This is a genomic window from Halomonas sp. SpR8 (genome assembly GCF_031010195.1).
Lineage (GTDB): Bacteria > Pseudomonadota > Gammaproteobacteria > Pseudomonadales > Halomonadaceae > Vreelandella.
In genome coordinates this window covers 267,413-287,644 of sequence record NZ_JAUAMC010000005.1, presented here as the reverse complement: position 1 = coordinate 287,644, position 20,232 = coordinate 267,413, and the positions used below count along the sequence as shown (strand labels likewise).

Here is a 20,232-nt window from a genome sequence, read left to right as displayed (position 1 = left end):
AACCTCATCATAAAGCACCGAGCGACACAGTAAAAATAACAGCGCTAATTATCGCCTCCGTAACGGTTTTTTACCCATCCTAGGATTTCTCATGTCCTCAGTTGTGACCAATGGTCAGCTTGATCAGTTTTTCCTGCTTTCGCGGGATCTGTTCTGCTGTATCGACTTTGAAGGCACATTGTTGCAAGTCAATCCTGCCTTCGAGACGCTGTTGGGGTATCCGTCTGAAAAATTGATTGGTCGTGCCTGTAGCGTCGTTATAGATCCCCTTGATCATCCTGTCATTGAGCGGGGGTTAAAGCGTATGCATCAAGGTGAAAAGGCGCTTCCCTTTGAAGTGCGCGCCGTTTCCGCAACCGGCAAGCAGCACTGGTTAGAAGTTGCCGCTTCATTGGGGGAGGGCGTGATTTACGTTATCGCCCGGGTGGCTGCGCGGCGTAAGGCTAGCGAGCATCATCTGAAGCTATTAGAGCGTGGCGTTGAGTCGAGTACCAACGGGATTATTATTACGGACGCCCAGTGCAGCGACCTGCCTATTGTTTATGTAAATGCGGCTTTTGAGCGCATTACTGGCTATTCACGTCACGAAGTATTAGGGCATAACTGTCGCTTTTTGCAGGGTGAAGAGTCGGTCCCTGCCACCATCAAGCAACTGCGGGATGGGATTGCCGCACAACGTGAAGTACACGTAGTCATCCGTAACTATCGGCGGGATGGCACGGTTTTTTGGAACGATCTGTACATTTCGCCCGTTCTTGATGAGAACGGCCAAGTAACCCACTTTATTGGTGTTCAAAACGATATTTCTGAACAGCGCGAATATCAGGCCCAGCTAGCTCATAACGCCCACCATGATTCCCTGACGGGATTGCCCAACCAACTGCTACTGGGGCGGCGTTTAGAGCAAGGATGCGTGGTGGCGCGCCGCCACCAGCGCTACATAGCTGTGCTGTTTATTGATTTGGATGATTTCAAACCGATCAACGATACGCTTGGCCATGAGGTGGGCGACTTTATTCTGGTCGAGGTTGCCAAGCGGCTGGAAAATGAACTGCGTCCCTGGGATACCGTTGCGCGTTTTGGCAGCGACGAATTTGTCGTACTACTGTCGGACCTGGCCCACCAAGATGATGTGATACAAGTGGTCGAGCGGGTTCTCCAGGGGCTTTCGCCACCTTACTGGTATCGCGGCAGCGAGCTGCGCATTACCGCTAGTATTGGCATTGCGATCAACGATGGCAGCATAAAAAAACCACGCCAGCTTATCCAGCAGGCGGATTTGGCGATGTACAAGGCAAAGCGGCGCGGACGCAATACCTATCACTGGTATACCGAAGACTTAAATCGCAAGGTTAGCGAGCGGGTCAGCTTACGCAGTGCACTACAGCAAGCCATTGAGCAGCAGCAGTTTGAACTTCATTATCAGCCGCAAATCCACGCACCTAGCGGTCGCGTGGTAGGCGTTGAAGCGCTGATCCGCTGGCAGCACCCTGAGCGCGGTAATATTCCACCGTCGGATTTTATTAGCCTTGCCGAGGATACCGGCCAGATCATTCCCATCAGCGAATGGGTGCTGGCCACCGCCTGCCGTAATGCCCAGCAGCTTAACGGCCTGGGGCTGGGTGAGATCTCCATGGCGGTCAATATCTCGCCTATGCAGTTTCAACGCCCCGGTTTTATCGCCTCAATTGAGCAGGTGCTGACTAGCAGCGGCCTTATGTCATCGCTGTTAGAGCTTGAACTGACCGAGAGCGTTCTGATGGACAGCGCCGAGCAAGCGATCCAGGCGTTAACGAACTTGCGTGCGCTGGGGGTTCAGATTGCGCTAGATGACTTTGGCACTGGATTCTCTAGCCTAAGCTACTTAAAACGCCTGCCGATTAACCGCATCAAGATAGACCGCTCGTTTGTACGCGATGTTATCTCCGACCGCCGCGACGCGGCTATTATCGACGGCGTGGTCGCTATGGCGGGGAAGATGGGGCTAGAGGTATTGGTCGAAGGGATCGAGACGTCAGAGCAGTTTAGCTATCTGCGGCAGCGCCACTGCGACTATTTCCAGGGCTACTACTTTGCCCGCCCTATGCCCCTCGACGCCCTCCTTAGGTTTTTGCGCAGGCCTCCCGCAGTCATCGCGTCGGGCACTCTGCTAGCGCAGAAATAAAAACGGCGTGCCGCTGACCGGGGCGACTCTGGTACACTTTCCGTAACGACTCCCACTTTCCGTAACGACTTTTACGTTTTGTCAGCAGGATATACCTTCGATGAGCCAAGCTACGAATCAGTCATGGGGCGGTCGCTTTAGCGAGCCCACCGATGCCTTTGTTGCACGCTTCACCGCGTCTGTTAATTTCGATCAGCGCCTGGCCCCCCAGGACATCCAGGGCTCCATCGCCCACGCCACCATGCTGGCCAGAGTGGGCGTACTGACCGATGACGAGCGTGATGCGATTATTAACGGTCTGAACGAGATTCAGGGCGAGATCGAGCGCGGCGAATTTAACTGGTCTGTGCCGCTTGAAGACGTGCATATGAACATCGAAGCGCGGCTAACTGAAAAGATCGGTATTACCGGCAAAAAGCTCCACACCGGGCGTTCGCGTAACGACCAGGTCGCCACCGATATCCGCCTGTTTATGCGCGATGAGATCGATGTGATCGAAGTGGAGTTGAAGCGCCTGCGCGAAGGCATGATCGAACTGGCGGATCGTGAAGCCGAGACCATTATGCCGGGCTTTACCCACCTGCAGACTGCCCAGCCGGTCACCTTTGGTCACCATATTCTAGCCTGGCAAGAGATGCTGGCCCGGGACCACGAGCGCCTGTTGGACTGCCGCAAGCGCGTCAACGTAATGCCGCTGGGCGCCGCTGCACTGGCTGGCACTACTTATCCCATCGACCGCCACGTGACGGCGGAACTGTTAGGCTTTGACCGCCCGACGGAAAACTCCCTGGACGCGGTCTCGGATCGTGACTTCGCCATTGAATTCACCAGCTTTGCCAGCATCCTGTTAATGCACCTGTCGCGCATGAGCGAAGAGCTGGTGCTGTGGACCAGCGCGCAGTTCAACTTTATCGACCTGCCCGACCGCTTCTGCACCGGCTCATCCATCATGCCGCAGAAGAAAAACCCCGACGTGCCTGAACTGGTGCGCGGCAAAACCGGCCGAGTATATGGTCACCTGATGTCGCTATTAACGCTGATGAAATCGCAGCCGCTGGCTTACAACAAAGACAACCAGGAAGATAAAGAGCCGCTGTTTGACGCGGTGGATACCGTGCGCGACTGCTTAAAAGCCTTCGCCGATATGGTGCCCGCCATTGAGCCCAAAAAAGCCAGCATGTATGAAGCGGCGCGGCGTGGTTTCTCCACCGCAACCGACTTGGCCGACTATCTGGTGCGCAAAGGCGTGGCCTTCCGTGACGCCCATGAAATTGTCGGCCAATCGGTAGCCTACGGCCTTAAAAGCGAAAAAGATTTGTCTGAAATGAGCCTGGAAGAGCTCCAGCAATTCTCCGCTACCATTGAGCAGGATGTGTTCGAGGTATTAACCCTGGAAGGCTCGGTCGCCGCCCGGAACCATATTGGTGGCACTGCGCCCAATCAGGTGCGGGCAGCCGCGCAGCGAGCGCGTGAGGCGTTGAGTGCGCTCAAGGCGGGCGCATGAAAACGCTAGCAATCATCGCCCTTGCGGCGTTGCTGTTAACCGCGGTTACTGCCTGTGGGCAAAAAGGGCCGTTATATCTACCGGACGATGCGCCTGCTAGCGAGCAGTCTGGCCAGCCATCTGACCAGCCCTCTGAATAAAGAGTCGCAGGAGAAGGGGAGAGTCATATGGATTATTTTAATTACCGTGATGGCGTGCTGTATGCCGAAGATGTGCCGCTGTCACGGATTGCCGACGAGTACGGCACGCCCTGCTACGTCTACTCAAAAGCGACCTTTGAACGTCACTTTCGCGCCTATACCGAAGCGTTGGGTGGCCATCCGCACTTGATTTGTTACGCGGTGAAGTCCAACTCCAATCTGGCCGTGCTGGGGCTACTTGCCCAGTTGGGGGCGGGGTTTGATATCGTCTCCATTGGCGAGCTTGAGCGCGTGCTCAAGGCAGGTGGCGACCCGGCAAAAGTAGTGTTTTCAGGGGTTGCCAAGCAGCCCCATGAAATGACCCGTGCGCTGGAAGTGGGCATTAAGTGCTTTAACGTTGAGTCGCGCCCGGAGCTTGAGCGCTTGAATCGGGTCGCCGGTGAGCTAGGCAAGATTGCCCCGGTTTCGCTGCGGGTAAACCCGGATGTGGATGCGGGTACCCATCCGTATATCTCTACCGGTTTGAAGGATAATAAGTTCGGTATTCCGGTCGATGAAGCGCTGTCGGTTTATGAACTGGCTGCAAGCCTGCCCAATCTGCAGGTAAAAGGCCTTGATTGCCACATTGGTTCACAGCTTACCGAGACGGCACCTTTTTTGGATGCGCTGGATCGTTTGCTGATGCTGATGGAGCGGCTGCGTGAGCGCGGTATCGAAATCGAGCACCTCGATCTAGGCGGTGGTTTAGGCGTGCCTTACCGCGATGAAAAACCGCCCCAGCCGTTTGATTACGCCAGCCAACTGCTGGCGCGACTTTCACGCTGGGAAGGTGGTGAACAGCTGACACTGCTGTTTGAGCCAGGCCGTTCGATTGCTGCCAATGCCGGGGTGATGTTAACCCGGGTGGAGTTTTTAAAGCCCGGAGAGACCAAGAACTTCGCGATTGTCGATGCGGCCATGAACGACTTGATTCGCCCGGCTCTGTACCAAGCGTGGCAGGCGATTGTGCCGGTGGATACTCGCCAACCGAGGGAAAGCGCCCTTTACGATGTGGTCGGCCCCGTTTGCGAAACCGGTGATTTTCTTGGCAAGGAGCGCGAGCTGGCGATTGCCGAAGGTGATCTGCTCGCGGTGCGCTCGGCGGGGGCCTACGGGTTTGTGATGGCGTCGAACTACAACAGCCGCCCGCGCGCCGCCGAACTAATGGTCGATGGCGATAGTTGCCACGTGGTGCGCGCGCGGGAAACTGTGGCTAGCCTATGGGCGGGCGAAGCGCTGTTGCCCGAAGGGGGGCGCTAATGCTGTTACATTTCACCAAAATGCATGGTCTGGGCAATGACTTTGTCATGGTCGATCTCGTCACTCAGCGCGCGCGGTTGGATGAAGCACAGATTCGCGCGCTGGCAGACCGGCGTTTCGGTATTGGCTTTGATCAGTTGTTAGTGGTCGAGCCACCTCGAGATCCGGAGATGGATTTTCGCTACCGCATTTACAATGCCGACGGTAGTGAAGTGGAAAACTGCGGCAACGGCGCGCGCTGCTTTGCCCGCTTTGTGCGCGACCAGCGGCTTACCCATAAACATGAAATCCATGTGGAAACCGCCGGTGGCCCGCTGGTGCTCGCCGTTCAGCACGATGGCATGGTGCGGGTGGATATGGGGCGTCCGCGGTTTAGCCCCTTGGCGCTGCCGTTTGAGGCCCCTGGCGATCAACCGCTGCATCAGCTAGCTGTGGGCGATGAAACGCTGCAGATCGGCGTAGTCTCAATGGGCAACCCCCATGCGGTCATTCAGGTCGATAGCGTGGACGACGCCCCGGTCGAGCGGCTGGGGCCGTTGGTTGAAGCGCACCCGCGTTTTCCAAAGCGTGTTAACGTGGGCTTTATGCAGGTGCTCTCGCCTAGTGAAATACGTCTGCGCGTGTATGAGCGCGGCAGTGGCGAAACGCTGGCCTGCGGTACAGGCGCCTGTGCGGCAGTGGCCAGCGGTATTCGTCAGGGGCTGTTAAAAAGCCCCGTGAAAGTCCACTTACCCGGTGGGGAGCTCAGCATTGAGTGGCCTGACCCTGAAGGGGCATTAACAATGGTGGGTCCGGCCACACGCGTCTTCGATGGCCGCGTAGCGCTTAGTTAAGCAGTACTTAAGTTAATTAGTACTTAAGTTAATTAGTACTTAGGTTAATTAGTACTTAGTTTAAGCAGTACTTAGGTTAAGCAGCACTCAATTAATTCGAGGAGAACGGCGATGTCACAAGCCCCTGAACCCCGCAAAACGCTCGATCCTGATCAAGTGGCGTTCTGGCTGGCGCGTCATCCCGATTTTTTCGTTGGTCGTGAAGGGTTGTTGCAACAACTACAGGTGCCCCACCCGAATATCGACGGGGCGGTATCACTGCTGGAGCGCCTGGTGTTAGACCTGCGTCAGCGTGCTGAAACAGCCGAAGGCCGTCTGGAGCACCTGCTGGAAACCGCTCGTCACAACGAGTCCCAGTACCGTCGGCTGCGCGAAACGTTGATCGCGCTGGTGGAAGCGCCGGATCGCGATGCGTTGGCTCAAGCGTTGGCGACCCAGCTTAGCGAACGCTTTGAAACCCCAGCCATGGCGCTGTGGTGCCCGGCGACGCTAAGCGATAGTGAGCCAACGCCTCCGCAGCCGCCGCGCCACGTACTCGATCAGCACGCCAGCACGCGCTTAGCGGCGCTGCTGGATGGCCGCACCAGCCGCTGCGTTAAGCTTAGCGTCAGCGATTGGAAGTGCCTGCTGCCGCACGTCAAAGCGCCCCGTAAAGCGGGTTCTTGCGCTATTTCGCGCCTCTCGGCGGGTGATCCATTGGGCTATCTGCTGCTGGCTAGCCCCAGCCCTGATGCCTATCGGGCCAGTATGGACACGCTCTTCACCGAGTACCTGGGCGATATCGTCGCGCGCTTGCTGTTGCGCCTGGGCGATTATGGCTGAGACAGCCAAGGCTGAAACGCCAATAGCCAAGCGCGTTGAAGCCTTCCTAATCGTGCTGGCAGCTCACGCCAGCCCTGCTACCGTTGAGGCTTATCGGCATGATCTGGGCGCACTATGCAAATTTACTGAGCGCCGTGAGGTGACCGACCCCGCGGCGCTAGATACTGCGCTGCTGCGGGCATTTCTGGGCGCCGAGCGTAGCCGAGGCCTAGCGCCGAGAAGCCTCGCCCGGCGCCGAGCGGCGCTTTCCAGTTTCGCCGATTATCTGGTCAAGCAGGGTGTGCTGGCCGATAACCCAGTGGGTCTATTGCGTACACCCAAACAGCCCAGCCACCTGCCGCGCCCGGTCGATGTCGACGCGCTGGCACGCTTTCTCGATACTCCCCACGACGATTCGCCATTAGGCATCCGGGATCAAGCCATTCTCGAGCTGTTTTACTCCAGTGGCCTGCGTTTAGCGGAGCTGGCGGCGCTAGACCTAGGAGATTTGCAAAACAGCCGAGTCAGAGTGATAGGCAAAGGCAGTAAGCCGCGCCAGGTACCGGTAGGGCGGCGTGCGCAGCAGGCGTTGGCCGAGTGGCTGGGCTGTCGCTCAGCGCTTGCGCCCATCAATGAGACGGCGCTGTTTGTGGGTCAACGCGGTACCCGCTTGGGCCATCGCGCCATTCAAAAACGCCTAGCGCAGCTATCGCTTGCCCGCGGCTTGCCGGAGCATTTGCACCCGCACCGGTTACGCCACTCTTTTGCCAGCCATATGTTGGAATCGAGCCAAGACCTGCGAGCGGTACAAGAGCTGCTGGGGCACGCTAATCTTTCGACCACGCAAATCTATACCCGGCTGGATTGGCAGCATCTCGCGACCAGCTACGACGCGGCGCATCCCCGGGCTAAAAGAAGTCCCAGTCCAGGAAAAAAATAGCCCAGGAGCACAAACCATGACCACGCTGCAGGCGATTACCTTCGATCTTGATGACACGCTATGGGATAACCACGGGGTGATGGCGCGCACCGAAGAGGGCCATTACCGTTGGCTGTTGGAGGCACTTGAGGCTTGGCGAGCGGCGCGCCAGGAAGAAGCGCTGGGATTAACCCACGAGGGTGGCGGACAGGATTATCTGCAGCGTCGTCAACAGCTGGCTAAACAGGTGCCTGAACGGCGTGGCGACTTCACCTGGCTGCGACTGCGCGCGCTAGAGTCCCAGTTAGAAGCCGAAGGTTTGCCCCGCAGTGCGGCCTTGATGTGGGCGGCAGCGGCGATGAATGAGTTTCACCGTCTGCGCGTACAGGTTACGCCCCACCCAGAAGCGGCCGGTTTGCTAGCCGCCTTGGCGGAGCGCTATCAACTGGCGGCCATCACCAACGGTAATATCCATTTAGCGCGCCAGCCGCTGGCCAGCTACTTTCCGGTGGCGATTGCCGCAGGCGAGCTGCTTACGCCGAAGCCTGATCCAGCGCCGTTTCTCACCGCGCTCTCACGTTTAAACGTAGCGCCTGAATGCGCCATGCACGTAGGCGACTCGTGGCAAGAAGACATACTGCCCGCACAGCAGTTGGGCATGCATGCGGTTTGGATTTCTGACACGGGTGAGCAAGCGCTGCCTCCGCGCGTGCACCGCATTGCCCATATTAAAGAGCTGCCCAGCGTGCTTGAGACGTTAGAAAAAAGTGACTAGATGGCGTCTTCAGGCGGCGTGTGCAACCACTGATCCAGCTTCTGGGACAGCGTATCGACGCCGTCGCGCTTGAGCGACGAGAATAACTGTACGGAGACTAAGTCTTCCCACTCCTTCAAGCGCGAACGTACTTTTTGCAAAGAGGCGCTGGCGGGGCCTTTTTTGAGTTTGTCGGCCTTCGTCAGCAGAATATGCACCGGCATTTCGCGCTGGTCGGCGTAGTCGAGCATCATCTGATCAAACTCGGTAAGCGGGTGGCGCACGTCCATTAGCAGTACTAAACCGCGTAAACTAAAGCGATTGCGCAGGTACTCGGCTAAGTGCTTTTGCCACTCTAGCTTGACCGATTCCGGCACCTTGGCGTAGCCATAACCGGGCAAATCGACCAAGCGTCGCGATTCATCATTCATGACGCTAAAAAAGTTAATAAGCTGGGTGCGGCCCGGCGTACGTGAGGTGCGCGCCAAGGCGTTTTGTTGGGTCAGTGCGTTGATAGCACTTGATTTTCCCGCGTTTGAGCGACCGGCAAAGGCCACTTCAGCGCCAGTATCATCCGGGCACAGTGCCAAGGTGGGGGCGCTGATAATAAAATTTGCCGTCGGGTAGTTCAGCCGAGCGACAGGGCTATCATGGAAGGTAGACATGGACTTGATCCTGAAAAACGAACATAAGAGCGGCCTGCTCAACGCGCAATGACATCACCTCACCATCACGTAAAGTAGCGCCCATGGCGGCGAATCATGATAAAAAGCAGAGAGCAGTACTGCGACGAACCACCCCTAAAGCAGGCCAGGACTTGCATTCCCGCCGCTGGGGTGATTCGTTATAATGCAAGCGGTTTATATCTGCGACCTGGGGCGCTAGTGTACCATCGCGCTCTAGCCGACAGCGACTAATGCAATGCGTTGTTCGTTTTGGCGGAGCTAACCCTGGTAACTTGTGGAGCCTGGGAAGCGCCCAGGGTGCGTACCAGTCAAACATAAAACGGCATAGTGGAATAGCAATGAGAAAGTTACTGGCAAGCCTGGCAATTACCATGGGCGCCGTTGGCACCGCCCACGCTCAAACGGACTACCAAGCCGATGCAGATGCATCTGCTGGCCAGGAAATGGCCCAAACCTGCGCCGCCTGCCATGGGCAGCAGGGCATTAGCCCATCGGGCGCTTTCCCTAACCTAGCGGGCCAGCAGATGTCTTATCTGGCCAAACAGATCATGGATATCCGCGACGGCAATCGTGTGGTTGCCCAAATGGCCGGTCAGGTGGACGACTACTCTGATCAAGACGCTTGGGATGTGGCAGCCCACTTTGCACGCCAGGACGCCAACCTGGGGCAAACCAGCGACGAAGATGCTGAATTATTGGCTCGCGGTGAAGAGCTGTACCGCGCTGGTGATATCTCGAAAGGCATCCCCGCCTGTGCTGCCTGCCACACGCCAACGGGCGTTGGTATCGGTAGCGCCGTATACCCGGGCCTTTCCGGGCAGCACGCTCAGTACACGGTCTCAACGCTGCAGGATTTCGCGGCAGGCGAGCGTAATAACAGCCCCAACAACATCATGGGCGATATCGCTTCAAAAATGAGTGATAGCGATATGGAAGCAGTGGCTAACTATCTCTTAGGCCTGAACTGATTTTATAAATTAATTTTATAAAGTAGTTTACGAATTAAGCTTTGAAAGCTTGCCCGCGTCGCTATGCCGTTTGCGGGTTCTCGTTTGCGATGCCAATGTGCTAGCTAAGGGAACCCGCTAATGTATTCACGGTCATACTCCTCGCTTACCCATGGAGAATTTATACAATGCTTAAAACGCTAATGGTCGCGATGGCCGGTTTGGGACTTTCTGCCGCAGTAAGTGCCCAGGATATAGTTGAAGGCCAAGACTATGAGGTGCTTGAGTCACCGGTAGAGACCCACGTCGAAGACGGCCAAATTGAAGTCACCGAAGTATTCTGGTTTGGTTGCCCACACTGTTACCGGCTGCAAACCCCGGTTAACGAGTGGTACGAGACGCTGGACGACGACGTTAGCGTAGAGCATATGCCTGCCACCATGGGCGGCGATTGGAACACTCACGCCACCGCTTTTTACGCGGCTGAGTCGTTGGGCATTGAAGACGAGCTACATGCCGATTTCTTTAATGCCATCCATCAGGAGAAGCAGTCGCTTACTGAGCCCGATGAAATTGCCGCTTTCTTCGCTAACTATGGCGTCAGTGAAGAGGAAGCCAAACAAGCGCTGACCGATTTTAGCGTGCGCAGCGAAGTGAATAAGGCTAACAGCCGGATGCGCCAAATGAAGCTGATGGGCGTACCGGCACTGGTCATTGATGGCCGTTATGTGGTAACGCCTAGCACTGCTGGTAGTCTGGAAAATATGCCGCAGATAGCTGATGCGCTGGTTGAGCAGGTGCGTGCCGAGCGCGCTGAATAACCGTGTTGCGTGAAGCTAGGGAGCGTGAGGAGACCGCATTGAGCGGCCCTCGCTCTACGCTGCTTGAAGATGGCCACCTGCGCTTGCTGACATTCAACTTGCAGGTGGGCATTCAAACGTCGGCGTATCATCACTATCTTACGCGCAGTTGGCAGCACCTATTGCCGCATCCGCGCCGTCAGCAGCGTTTGGATATGATGGGCGAAGTGTTAAGTAAGTTCGACGTAGTGGGGCTGCAAGAGGTCGATGGCGGCAGCTTTCGTTCAAGCCGTGTCAATCAAGTGGAGTATCTTGCTGCCAAAGCGGGGTTTCCCCACCATGTTCAGCAGCTCAACCGCAATTTGGGGCGCATCGCCCAGCACAGCAACGGTTTGCTTTCGCGTCTGGTGCCTAGCCAAATAGAGGAGCACCGCTTGCCGGGCGCGATGCCGGGGCGCGGAGCCATCCACGCACGCTTTGGAGACGGCCCGGATGCGCTGCACGTATTCGTTGCCCACTTGGCCCTCAGCCATCGTGGTCGGGTGCGCCAACTCAACTATTTAAGTGAGATTATTCAACCGCTGCGCCACGTTGTGGTGATGGGAGATCTCAACTGTACCCCTGACCAGCTGCATGCCCATGAGCGTTTTAGTGCGTCGCTACCACTGCATCCGGTTAAACCCCTGCTAAGTTACCCCTCTTGGCAGCCGCGCCACGCGCTGGATCATATTCTGTTGTCGCAGTCGTTAGAGGTCGCCGAGGTGCACGTGCTTGATCACCTGTTCTCCGATCACCTGCCGATCGCTGTCGATCTCCCCTTGCCCGAGGCCTGTTTAGCGGCAATTCGCCCAAGCATTTAATAATAAGCACGCTGTGCAGCGCGAGGGCGCTGCATTGTAAGCGTATATGCGCTATTGTCTGGAGCGCTGACTCCTCTTAGCCGTTTTACGCGAGACACTCCCATGTCGGACACAACACAACTACCTGCGTTTATTGGTGCGCTGGACCGCGCTTCAGAGTGGTTCGGGCGTACCCTTGCGTGGCTGATCATCATTATGATGTTGATTCAGTTCGCGATTGTACTACTGCGTTACGCCTTCAGTGTGAACAGCATCTTTATGCAAGAGCTCGTGATGTATATGCACGCCAGTGTCTTTATGCTGGCGGCCGCTTATACCTTTCGCCATGACGGCCACGTGCGGGTGGATATCTTCTACCGAGGGATGACGCCGCGCCGCCAGGCATTAATCAATGTCGTAGGTATTATCACGCTGTTGATTCCAGTGATGATCTTCATTATCGCTTCCAGCCTGGGTTACGTTGCCAACTCCTGGCGTATTCTGGAAACCTCCTCCGATTACGGCGGTATTCCGGCCGTCTACGCACTGAAAACCTTAATACCGCTGTTTGCCGTGCTGATGATCGTGCAAGGCGTGATTGAGATTGTGCGCAACGGCTACGTGATGGCCGGGCGGATAGTGCCGTCCGCTGCCGGTGGCAATCACCTTGAGGAGCGTGTTTGATGCTGGAATTCATGCCGATTATTTTATTTGCCGTTATATGCATTGTGCTGATGTTCGGCTTTCCCGTCGCCCTCTCGCTGGCGGGTACGGCGCTGCTGTTTGCCGGTATGGGGCTGGGGCTTGAAGCGATAGGTATCGACGCCAACTTTGATAGTGGCTATCTCGCCGCTTTGCCCAACCGGCTCTACGGCATAATGACCAACCAAACGCTGTTGGCGGTACCGCTGTTTGTGTTGATGGGCGTGTTGCTGGAAAAGTCTAAAGTGGCTGAGACGCTGCTGGATGCCATGGCCCTGCTGTTTGGCTCATTGCGCGGTGGTTTGGGTATTTCGGTGACGCTGGTGGGTATGCTGATGGCGGCCTCAACCGGTATTGTGGGGGCCACCGTGGTCACCATGGGGCTGATGTCGCTGCCGACGATGCTCAAGCGTGGCTACAGCACATCGTTGGCCACCGGCACCATTTGCGCGACCGGCACCTTGGGCCAAATCATTCCACCCTCCATTGCCCTGGTACTGCTGGGTGACGTGCTGTCATCAGCGTATCAGCAAGCGCAGCTGGATATGGGCATTTTTAGCCCTAAAACCGTCTCGGTGGGCGACCTGTTTATGGGCGCGCTAGTGCCTGGGTTGTTGCTGGTCGTGATGTATATGATTTACGTCGCTCTGGTGGCATGGTTGCGCCCGCATATGGCGCCTGCGGCTGATCGTGAAGAGTTAATGGCCGAACTTGGCCATACCTCGGGGATTGGCATGCTGCTGCTCAAAGGGCTGGTGCCCCCTGTGGTGCTGATTGTGGCGGTACTGGGCTCAATCTTAAGCGGTTTTGCCACGCCCACGGAGGCCTCTGCGGTAGGCGCCTTTGGCGCTCTAGTATTGGCGCTGGCTTATCGTCAGCTCGACATGAAGACGCTGAAAGACGTGCTGCGCTCGACGACTCACGTCACCACCATGGTATTTTTGATCTTGATCGGTGCGGCGCTGTTTTCGCTGGTGTTTCGTGCCTACGGCGGCGAACACATGGTGACCGAGCTGTTCGAGGGTATGCCCGGCGGCGTGGTCGGCGCGACACTCATCGTTATGTTGGTGATCTTCCTGCTCGGCTTTATTCTCGACTTTATCGAAATCACCTTTGTGGTGGTGCCGATTGTCGGGCCGATTCTGCTCGCCATGGGGCTTGACCCAATTTGGCTGGGCATCATGATCGCGATCAACCTGCAAACGTCTTTCTTAACGCCACCGTTTGGCTTCGCGCTGTTCTATCTGCGCGGGGTGGCGCCGCCGTCTGTGTCTACATCGGCGATTTACCGTGGGGTTATCCCGTTTATCCTGATGCAGCTGGGGATGTTGCTCATGCTGAGCTTCTTCCCGCAGCTAGCCACGTGGCTGCCTGATCAGTTTTAGTTAATGGGCAAGGAGTTTACATCTGGTTAGTTGAATAACATCGCAGCTATCAACGGATATATGTGGCAACCTAATTAAAAGCAGTCAATAGCTATTGATGGCCTGTAGCAAACCGTCTGGCGTTCTACGCTAGGCGGGGTATTCCCTACTCAATAATAGTAATAATAGACAGTAAGAGGGTTATTGTATGAAAGCCAAAACACTCCCCGTCGCCATTGCCATGACGACCGCGTTTTCCGCCAGTTTGCTGGTGGTCTCAAGCGTTGATAATCACGCCCAGGCACAAGAAGACGAGTTTCGGTGGAAAATGGTCACCTCCTGGCCGAAGAATTTCCCGGGGGTAGGCCAAGGCCCTGAGCGCCTATCGCAGTTGGTCGATGAAATGTCGAATGGTCGTTTGACCATTGAAGTCTTCGGGGCTGGCCAATTGGTGCCAGGTTTTGAGGTGTTTGACGCCGTTTCCGATGGCACCGCTGAACTTGGCCACTCTGCCTCCTATTACTGGAAGGGCAAAGCACCTGCCGCACAGTTCTTTGCCGCTGTGCCGTTTGGGATGAACGCCCAAGAGATGAACGCCTGGCTAAGCTATGGCGGTGGCATGGAGCTGTGGAACGAGCTTTACGATGACTTTGGCGTTGACGTAATGGTCGCGGGTGCCTCAGGCGTGCAGATGGGCGGCTGGTACAACAAAGAGATCAACTCGGTTGACGATCTGAACGGCCTGAAAATGCGCATGCCCGGCCTGGGGGGCGAAGTCATGAGCCGCATGGGCGTGGCCATTGTCAACATGCCGGGCGGCGAGATCTTTACCTCGCTGCAGTCGGGTGCGATTGACGCAACAGAGTGGATTGGTCCCTACAACGACCTGGCGTTTGGTCTGCATCAAGCCGCCGACTATTACTACTATCCAGGTTGGCACGAGCCGACGGTGATGTTCGAGGCGATCGTCAACGAAGAGGCTTACGCGGAGCTGCCCGCGGATCTACAGGCGATCCTGCGTAGCGCGATTAGCGACATCAACCAAAGCGTCCTGGATGAGTACACTGCGCGTAACAACGATGCGTTGGAAACGCTGGTCAACGAGCATGACGTTGAATTGCGCCGTATCCCTGACGACGTACTGGCCCAGGCGCGTGAGCACTCTCAAGATGTGGTCGCTGAACTGGCAGAATCCAGCGAGTTGGCGACACGAATCTACGACTCCTACAGTGCTTTCCAGGACAAGGTTGAGGATTACCACGCCATCTCCGAGCAGGCGTACTACAACGCCCGCAATCCGGAAGGCGACACCGCTCAATAGTTTGCCCCGCTCACGCACGCAATAGCCGCCTTCGGGCGGCTTTTGTGTGGCTGGCAGGTACGTTTTCAGCAGCATAAGGCGCGCAGCTTGGGTATCCTAGTGGATATCTTAAAAGCAGGCGCACAGTGGCGTTTGTTGCCAATTTTGCCGTGAAGGAGCCCCATGTCTATCCATTCCCGTCTTCGCAATGTGCTTACCATCGCGGGTTCCGACCCTTCCGGTGGTGCTGGTCTACAGGGCGATTTGAAAACCTTTTCAGCCCTCGGCGTTTACGGCACCAACGTGATTACCGCGGTGATTGCCCAAAACACCTGCGGCGTGGCCTCGGTGTACCCTGTCGCTCCCCAGGCCATTCGCGAGCAGTTGGAACACCTGCTGGACGATGTGGCGATAGATGCGGTCAAAATTGGCATGGTCACTAGCCGTGAAGTCGCGGAGATCATCGCCGATGTGCTGCGTCAGCGCCGCCCACGCTGGATTGTGCTCGACCCAGTGATGGTCGCTAAGAGTGGCGACATTCTAGTCGACGATGAAGGCATTCGCGCCGTACGCGATATTCTCGTGCCGCTCGCCGATGTGATTACCCCTAACCTGCCGGAGGCCGCGGTACTGCTCGGCACGGCCTCGCCTACCAGTTTAGACGCCATGGAGGCGATGCTGCCGGGCTTGGCGCAGTTGGGCGCACCCTATGTGGTGCTGAAAGGTGGCCATCTGCGTGGTGCCACCTGCCCGGATCTGCTGGCAACCCCCAATACCCATGAGTGGTTGCCCGCCTCGCGTATTGATACCGACAATTTACACGGCACCGGCTGCGCGCTCTCCTCGGCAATTGCTGCCTGCCTGGCGAAGCTACCCGTGGATGCCGGGACGGATGCCCCGATAGCCGCCATCAGCGATGCCAAGCAGTGGCTGCACGCGGCGCTAGAGGCGAGCGTGCGCTTAAGCGTAGGTAAAGGCCGCGGACCGGTGCACCATTTTCACGCCTGGTGGTGATTGGGTGTAGTGCTTTAATCGGTTTTGGTCATAGGTTGCTTGCGAGAAAGCGCATTGCACACCATGCTAAGGAGTGTTTGCTTAACGACTTGTAAGGCTGGGCTGCTCAGCCGAGGAGCGTTTCGCCATGCCTCGTTCGATCTCAAGTACGATCCCAAGTACGATCCTATTCGCTACCGATCTTTCCGCTGACAATCGCGCTGCGTTTGCCCGGGCTTTACGTCTGGCCTATGCCCATGGGGTTCAGCTAGACGTGCTGCATGTGTTGGATCCCTATCTCCCGCGGCGTGTGCTGCTGGATGTCGAGAGCGCGGTGGTAGAAGACATCACCACGACGTTAACCGATCTACGCGAAGACTACGCCCTTGAAGCGCCGAAAACGCTGATCCAAACCGTGACCGGTTCGCCCCACGTCGAGATCGTCCGCGAAGCCCATGAACGTAACGCCGAGCTTATTGTGCTGGGCATGCACCGTAAGCGGGGGCAGAAAGACCTGCTGGCAGGCACGACGGTGATGCGAGTGCTCCGCAGCGCTCCCTGCCCGGTGGTAGTGGCTTCCTACCAGCCAACGCAGCCCTGGCAGCATATTCTGGTACCTATCGATTTTTCTCTTACCGCAAGGCATACCTTAAAAGAGGCGCTGATCCGCTTCCCCGAAGCCACGCTTACCTTGCTTCACGCCTGGTCGTTGCCCGGCGAGCGCGAACTCGGTTCGCAAGCCTATTATGCTCACTGGCGTGATCATGAGTTGCAGCGCCTACGAGAGCAGTTAACCAGCGAAGTGGAGAGCCTGATGCGTGAGTTAGAGGGAGTGCCCGATGTTGAGCTAGTGCTGGAGCAAGGCGCGCCCTGTGATGTGCTGCAAGCGTATATGAAGCGCCACTCGCCAGATTTGGTCATGATCGGCAGCCGTGGGCAGCCCCACCACGTAAGCCAGGTGACGGAAATGCTGTTAAATGAGCCCCACTGTGATCTGATGCTCTGCCGTGCGTGGTAATTGCTGTCTTACTAAAAGTGACAGCAGGGGTAAAGCCTGCGTTAAGCATTTACACTGACGCCTTTGATTAGCCTGATAATGAGGAGTAGGTGTGAAGGCACTGATTCAGCGCGTAAAGCGCGCAAGCGTAGAAGTAGAAGGTGAGATTGTCGGCAGTATCGATCACGGACTGTTGGCGCTGGTGGGGGTGGAGAAGCATGATGATGTGGCCGCTGTAGAAAAGCTGTTGCATAAACTGCTCCACTACCGGGTTTTCAGCGACGCCGAGGGCAAAATGAATCAAAACCTGCAACAGGTGAACGGCGGTTTGCTGCTCGTGTCACAATTCACCCTGGCAGCAGATACCCACAAAGGTCTGCGGCCCAGCTTCTCCAGCGCCGCATCTCCTGCCCAGGGCGAAGCGCTGTTCAATCTGCTGGTTAGCCAAGCGCAAACTGCTTGGCCAAACGTGGCCACCGGTGAATTTGGCGCCGATATGCAGGTAGCGCTCATCAACGATGGCCCGGTAACGTTTTTGCTGGAAAACTAGTTTGGTTTTCTAGCGCTAGCTTTCCGCACCTTCGCTGGCGAGCAGCTCTGCTTCCATCGCCTCCAACGCCTCTTCGGCGCTAAGCCACTGCCGTTCTGACTCATCTAAACGCGCTTTAATCTCCGCTTGCTGGCTAAGCGTCTTGGTTAGTTCGGCTTTGCGAGCGCTGTCGGTGTAAAGCTCTGGGTCTGCCAGGACTTGCTCTACTGTATCGAGCTCCTGCTGGGCTTTTTCCATGGCTTTTTCCGACTGATCGCGCTGTTTTTTCAGCGGGCGCAGCTTTTCGCGTAGCTCGGCGGCCGCTTTGCGCGACGCCTTGCGCGCTTCACGGCTATCGCCGCTGGGCTGCTGGTTCTGGCGCTCGGCTTTTTCACTGCGGGAATCCCGGCGACTCTCTTCCAGGCGCGCTTTGAGCCAAACCCGGTAGTCTTCCAAATCGCCATCGAAGGGCTCGACGCGGTTATCCGCCACCTTCCAAAACTCATCGACCGTGGCACGCAGTAAATGGCGGTCGTGGGAGACCAGAATAACCGTGCCTTCGAAGCTGGCCAGCGCCTGGGTCAGCGCCTCGCGCATCTCTAAATCCAGGTGGTTGGTGGGCTCATCGAGCAGCAGTAGGTTAGGCTTTTGCCAAGCGACGAGCGCCAGCGCCAGGCGGGCTTTCTCACCGCCGGAGTAGTTGGCGACTGTGCCGAAGGCGTCATCGCCTTTAAAGCCAAAGCCGCCCAGGAAGTTGCGAATCTCCTGGTCGCTGGCGGTGGGCGAGAGGCGCTGCACGTGAACGAAGGGCGTCGAGGTGACATCCAGCCCTTCAAGCTGATGCTGAGCGAAGTAACCAATCGCCAAGTGCTCGCCGGGTACACGCTTGCCATTAAGCAGCGCCAGCTCCCCGGTGAGCGACTTAATCAGCGTTGATTTACCCGCGCCGTTGGGGCCAAGCAGGCCAATGCGGCTGCCGGGCAGTAAGGTAACGTTGACCTTATCCAACTGCACATTTCCCTCACCCCCGTTTTCGCCGGGATAACCCAACTGCGCCTGATCCAGCACCAGCAGTGGATGGGAGGTTTTATCGGCAGCGGGTAGCGTAAAGTGGAAGGGGGAATCAACGTGGGCAACGGCGATATCTTCCATCCGCTCGAGCATTTTGACCCGGCTTTGCGCTTGCTTCGCCTTGGTCGCCTGGGCGCGGAAGCGGGCGATAAACCGTTCGATCTCCTCTCGGCGCGCCTGCTGCTTGGCCGCTTCCGCTTGCTGCAGGGCAAGCTTTTCGGCGCGGGTGCGCTCAAACTGGGAGTAATTGCCGCGGTAAAGCTCCAGAGTCTGGTGATGCATATGCACGATGTGGTCGCACACCGCATCCAGGAAGTCGCGGTCGTGGGAAATCAGCAGCAGGGTGCCGGGGTAGCGGGTCAGCCACTGCTCCAGCCACAGCAGGGCATCCAGATCCAGGTGGTTGGTGGGCTCATCCAGCAGCAGCAGGTCGGAAGGCATAAACAGGGTGCGGGCGAGGTTGACCCGCATCCGCCAGCCGCCGGAAAACGCCGAGAGCGGGCGGCTAAGGTCTGACTGGACAAAACCCAGCCCCACCAAGAGCTGCGCCGCGCGAGACTCGGCCCGATAGCCATCCAGGGTTTCAATTAATCCATGCAGTTCAGCTTCCCGGTGCGCCTCCCCGGCTTCCTGAGCGGCCCGTAAGTCAGCTTCTGCTTGGCGTAGCGCCAAGTCGCCATCGAGTACATACTCAATAATCGGGCGGTCGAGGGCGTCTACTTCCTGGGCCATATGCGCGATGCGCTGGCCGCCGCTCATTTCGATCTCGCCTTGATCGGGCGCAAGCTCGCCGAGCAGGAGTTTGAACAGGCTCGATTTACCGGCGCCGTTTGCCCCGATAATCCCGGTCTTTACCCCGTTATGAAGGGTAACGTCCGCGTTGTCGAGTAGCGTTTGCGTGCCGCGTTGCAGGGCGACTTGGCGCAGTGCGATCATGCCTTCTCCCGAAGAAAGTGGGTCATTTGATGCGAAATTCTACTGCGCTTGATTCTACCCGATTGCAACGCTTACAGCAGGCACCGTTATGGGATTTTGCACTGGCGCTGTATGCCAAGCCCGGCGTTGAGGCCGCTTGTCTGACACTTCAAGATGATGCCGGGCTGGACATTTGCGAGGTGCTGTTTCATTGCTGGCTCTATTCGTTCGGTTTAGAAGCCCTACCTGCTGCACTGGAACCAGAACGTGAGCAGCGTCGCTTGTGGCAGTGCGATGTGACGGAGGTTTTGCGTGGATTACGCCGCGATTTAAAAGTCTCGGCAGTCTCTAGCGAATCCATAACAGCGCTGCGAGAAACTGTTAAGCAGGCGGAGCTAATGGCCGAGCGTGAGAACCTTCAACGTTGGCAATCGTGGGTTATTACGGCACCGCTCCATGAGCAGCGTGTCGCGAACATCGCAGAAAAAACGCTAGATGCGGCGCAATGGCTGCGAAAACAGCTTTTAATAGTTGAAATTGACTTCAAGCCTGCTGCGGGCGAAAAACGTCACACAGCGCTGCTTCCAGCGCTACAAACGCTTGCCTGCCAGCTTGACCCTCTACAAGGAGCGCGCTAGCCTGAATTTAAGATGATTTTTAAATACCTAGCGTTAT

Annotated in this window: 20 protein-coding genes; 18 read left to right on the top strand and 2 right to left on the bottom strand. The window is 56.9% G+C overall.

The genetic code is table 11. The annotated features are described in order from the left end of the window. The first annotated feature begins 91 nt into the window (after positions 1 to 91). The 8 genes from QT230_RS12490 (at position 92) to QT230_RS12455 (ending at position 8,435) form a co-directional block, all read left to right on the top strand. On the top strand, positions 92 to 2,164 hold the full coding sequence (locus tag QT230_RS12490; RefSeq protein WP_308322156.1) for an EAL domain-containing protein: 2,073 nt from the start codon (positions 92 to 94) through the stop codon (positions 2,162 to 2,164). 100 nt (positions 2,165 to 2,264) lie between these two features. Then, on the top strand, positions 2,265 to 3,668 hold the full coding sequence (gene argH / locus QT230_RS12485; protein WP_308322155.1) for an argininosuccinate lyase: 1,404 nt from the start codon (positions 2,265 to 2,267) through the stop codon (positions 3,666 to 3,668). Beyond that, complete coding sequence (locus tag QT230_RS12480) at positions 3,665 to 3,808, top strand: lipoprotein (RefSeq protein WP_308322154.1); 144 nt, start codon at positions 3,665 to 3,667, stop codon at positions 3,806 to 3,808. The genes argH and QT230_RS12480 overlap by 4 nt, the downstream gene beginning before the upstream one ends. A 27-nt stretch (positions 3,809 to 3,835) precedes the next feature. Further along, entirely contained in the window at positions 3,836 to 5,107 is a 1,272-nt protein-coding gene (gene lysA / locus QT230_RS12475) for a diaminopimelate decarboxylase (RefSeq protein ID WP_308322153.1), read from the top strand. Further along, a complete protein-coding gene (gene dapF / locus QT230_RS12470; protein ID WP_308322152.1) occupies positions 5,107 to 5,940 on the top strand; it encodes a diaminopimelate epimerase in 834 nt (277 codons plus the stop codon). Before lysA ends, dapF begins: the two co-directional genes overlap by 1 nt. Before the next feature lie 111 nt (positions 5,941 to 6,051). Continuing rightward, the gene (locus tag QT230_RS12465; RefSeq protein ID WP_308322151.1) at positions 6,052 to 6,762 is read left to right on the top strand and encodes a DUF484 family protein; all 711 of its coding nucleotides are present in this window, start codon (positions 6,052 to 6,054) and stop codon (positions 6,760 to 6,762) included. After that, positions 6,755 to 7,681, top strand: a complete 927-nt coding sequence (locus tag QT230_RS12460) for a tyrosine recombinase XerC (RefSeq protein WP_308322150.1) — start codon at positions 6,755 to 6,757, stop codon at positions 7,679 to 7,681. Before QT230_RS12465 ends, QT230_RS12460 begins: the two co-directional genes overlap by 8 nt. Before the next feature lie 16 nt (positions 7,682 to 7,697). Then, the gene (locus QT230_RS12455) at positions 7,698 to 8,435 is read left to right on the top strand and encodes an HAD family hydrolase (RefSeq protein WP_308322149.1); all 738 of its coding nucleotides are present in this window, start codon (positions 7,698 to 7,700) and stop codon (positions 8,433 to 8,435) included. Here QT230_RS12455 and yihA read toward each other — a convergent pair. Next, positions 8,432 to 9,079 carry a ribosome biogenesis GTP-binding protein YihA/YsxC gene (gene yihA, locus QT230_RS12450; protein ID WP_308322148.1) on the bottom strand — a complete coding sequence of 216 codons (648 nt, stop codon included), beginning with the start codon at positions 9,077 to 9,079 and terminating at the stop codon, positions 8,432 to 8,434. The genes QT230_RS12455 and yihA overlap by 4 nt on opposite strands. Before the next feature lie 359 nt (positions 9,080 to 9,438). Between yihA and QT230_RS12445 the strand changes: the two genes are divergently transcribed. The 9 genes from QT230_RS12445 to dtd all read left to right on the top strand — a co-directional run bounded on the left by QT230_RS12445 (position 9,439) and on the right by dtd (position 17,592). Beyond that, complete coding sequence (locus QT230_RS12445; protein WP_308322147.1) at positions 9,439 to 10,068, top strand: c-type cytochrome; 630 nt, start codon at positions 9,439 to 9,441, stop codon at positions 10,066 to 10,068. A 167-nt stretch (positions 10,069 to 10,235) separates the two neighbouring features. Then, a complete protein-coding gene (locus QT230_RS12440) occupies positions 10,236 to 10,868 on the top strand; it encodes a thiol:disulfide interchange protein DsbA/DsbL (protein ID WP_308322146.1) in 633 nt (210 codons plus the stop codon). 38 nt (positions 10,869 to 10,906) lie between these two features. Beyond that, complete coding sequence (locus QT230_RS12435; protein WP_308322145.1) at positions 10,907 to 11,707, top strand: endonuclease/exonuclease/phosphatase family protein; 801 nt, start codon at positions 10,907 to 10,909, stop codon at positions 11,705 to 11,707. Between the two features lie 102 nt (positions 11,708 to 11,809). After that, positions 11,810 to 12,370 (top strand): TRAP transporter small permease subunit, encoded by a 561-nt coding sequence (locus QT230_RS12430; protein ID WP_133732177.1) that lies wholly within the window; start codon positions 11,810 to 11,812, stop codon positions 12,368 to 12,370. Further along, positions 12,370 to 13,773 (top strand): TRAP transporter large permease subunit, encoded by a 1,404-nt coding sequence (locus QT230_RS12425; RefSeq protein WP_308322144.1) that lies wholly within the window; start codon positions 12,370 to 12,372, stop codon positions 13,771 to 13,773. The genes QT230_RS12430 and QT230_RS12425 overlap by 1 nt, the downstream gene beginning before the upstream one ends. 187 nt (positions 13,774 to 13,960) lie before the next feature. After that, positions 13,961 to 15,073 carry a TRAP transporter substrate-binding protein gene (locus QT230_RS12420; protein WP_308322143.1) on the top strand — a complete coding sequence of 371 codons (1,113 nt, stop codon included), beginning with the start codon at positions 13,961 to 13,963 and terminating at the stop codon, positions 15,071 to 15,073. Positions 15,074 to 15,235: 162 nt separating this feature from the next. Continuing rightward, on the top strand, positions 15,236 to 16,066 hold the full coding sequence (gene thiD / locus QT230_RS12415; protein WP_308322142.1) for a bifunctional hydroxymethylpyrimidine kinase/phosphomethylpyrimidine kinase: 831 nt from the start codon (positions 15,236 to 15,238) through the stop codon (positions 16,064 to 16,066). A gap of 151 nt (positions 16,067 to 16,217) precedes the next feature. Continuing rightward, entirely contained in the window at positions 16,218 to 17,063 is an 846-nt protein-coding gene (locus QT230_RS12410) for a universal stress protein (RefSeq protein ID WP_308322215.1), read from the top strand. Positions 17,064 to 17,154: 91 nt separating this feature from the next. Further along, entirely contained in the window at positions 17,155 to 17,592 is a 438-nt protein-coding gene (gene dtd, locus QT230_RS12405; RefSeq protein ID WP_308322141.1) for a D-aminoacyl-tRNA deacylase, read from the top strand. Between the two features lie 15 nt (positions 17,593 to 17,607). Here dtd and QT230_RS12400 read toward each other — a convergent pair whose 3' ends face one another. Further along, complete coding sequence (locus QT230_RS12400) at positions 17,608 to 19,578, bottom strand: ATP-binding cassette domain-containing protein (RefSeq protein ID WP_308322140.1); 1,971 nt, start codon at positions 19,576 to 19,578, stop codon at positions 17,608 to 17,610. Between the two features lie 29 nt (positions 19,579 to 19,607). Between QT230_RS12400 and QT230_RS12395 the strand changes: the two genes are divergently transcribed. Further along, positions 19,608 to 20,195: a TIGR02444 family protein gene (locus QT230_RS12395; RefSeq protein ID WP_308322139.1), complete on the top strand. Its 588-nt coding sequence runs from the start codon at positions 19,608 to 19,610 to the stop codon at positions 20,193 to 20,195. The last annotated feature ends 37 nt before the right edge of the window (positions 20,196 to 20,232 follow it).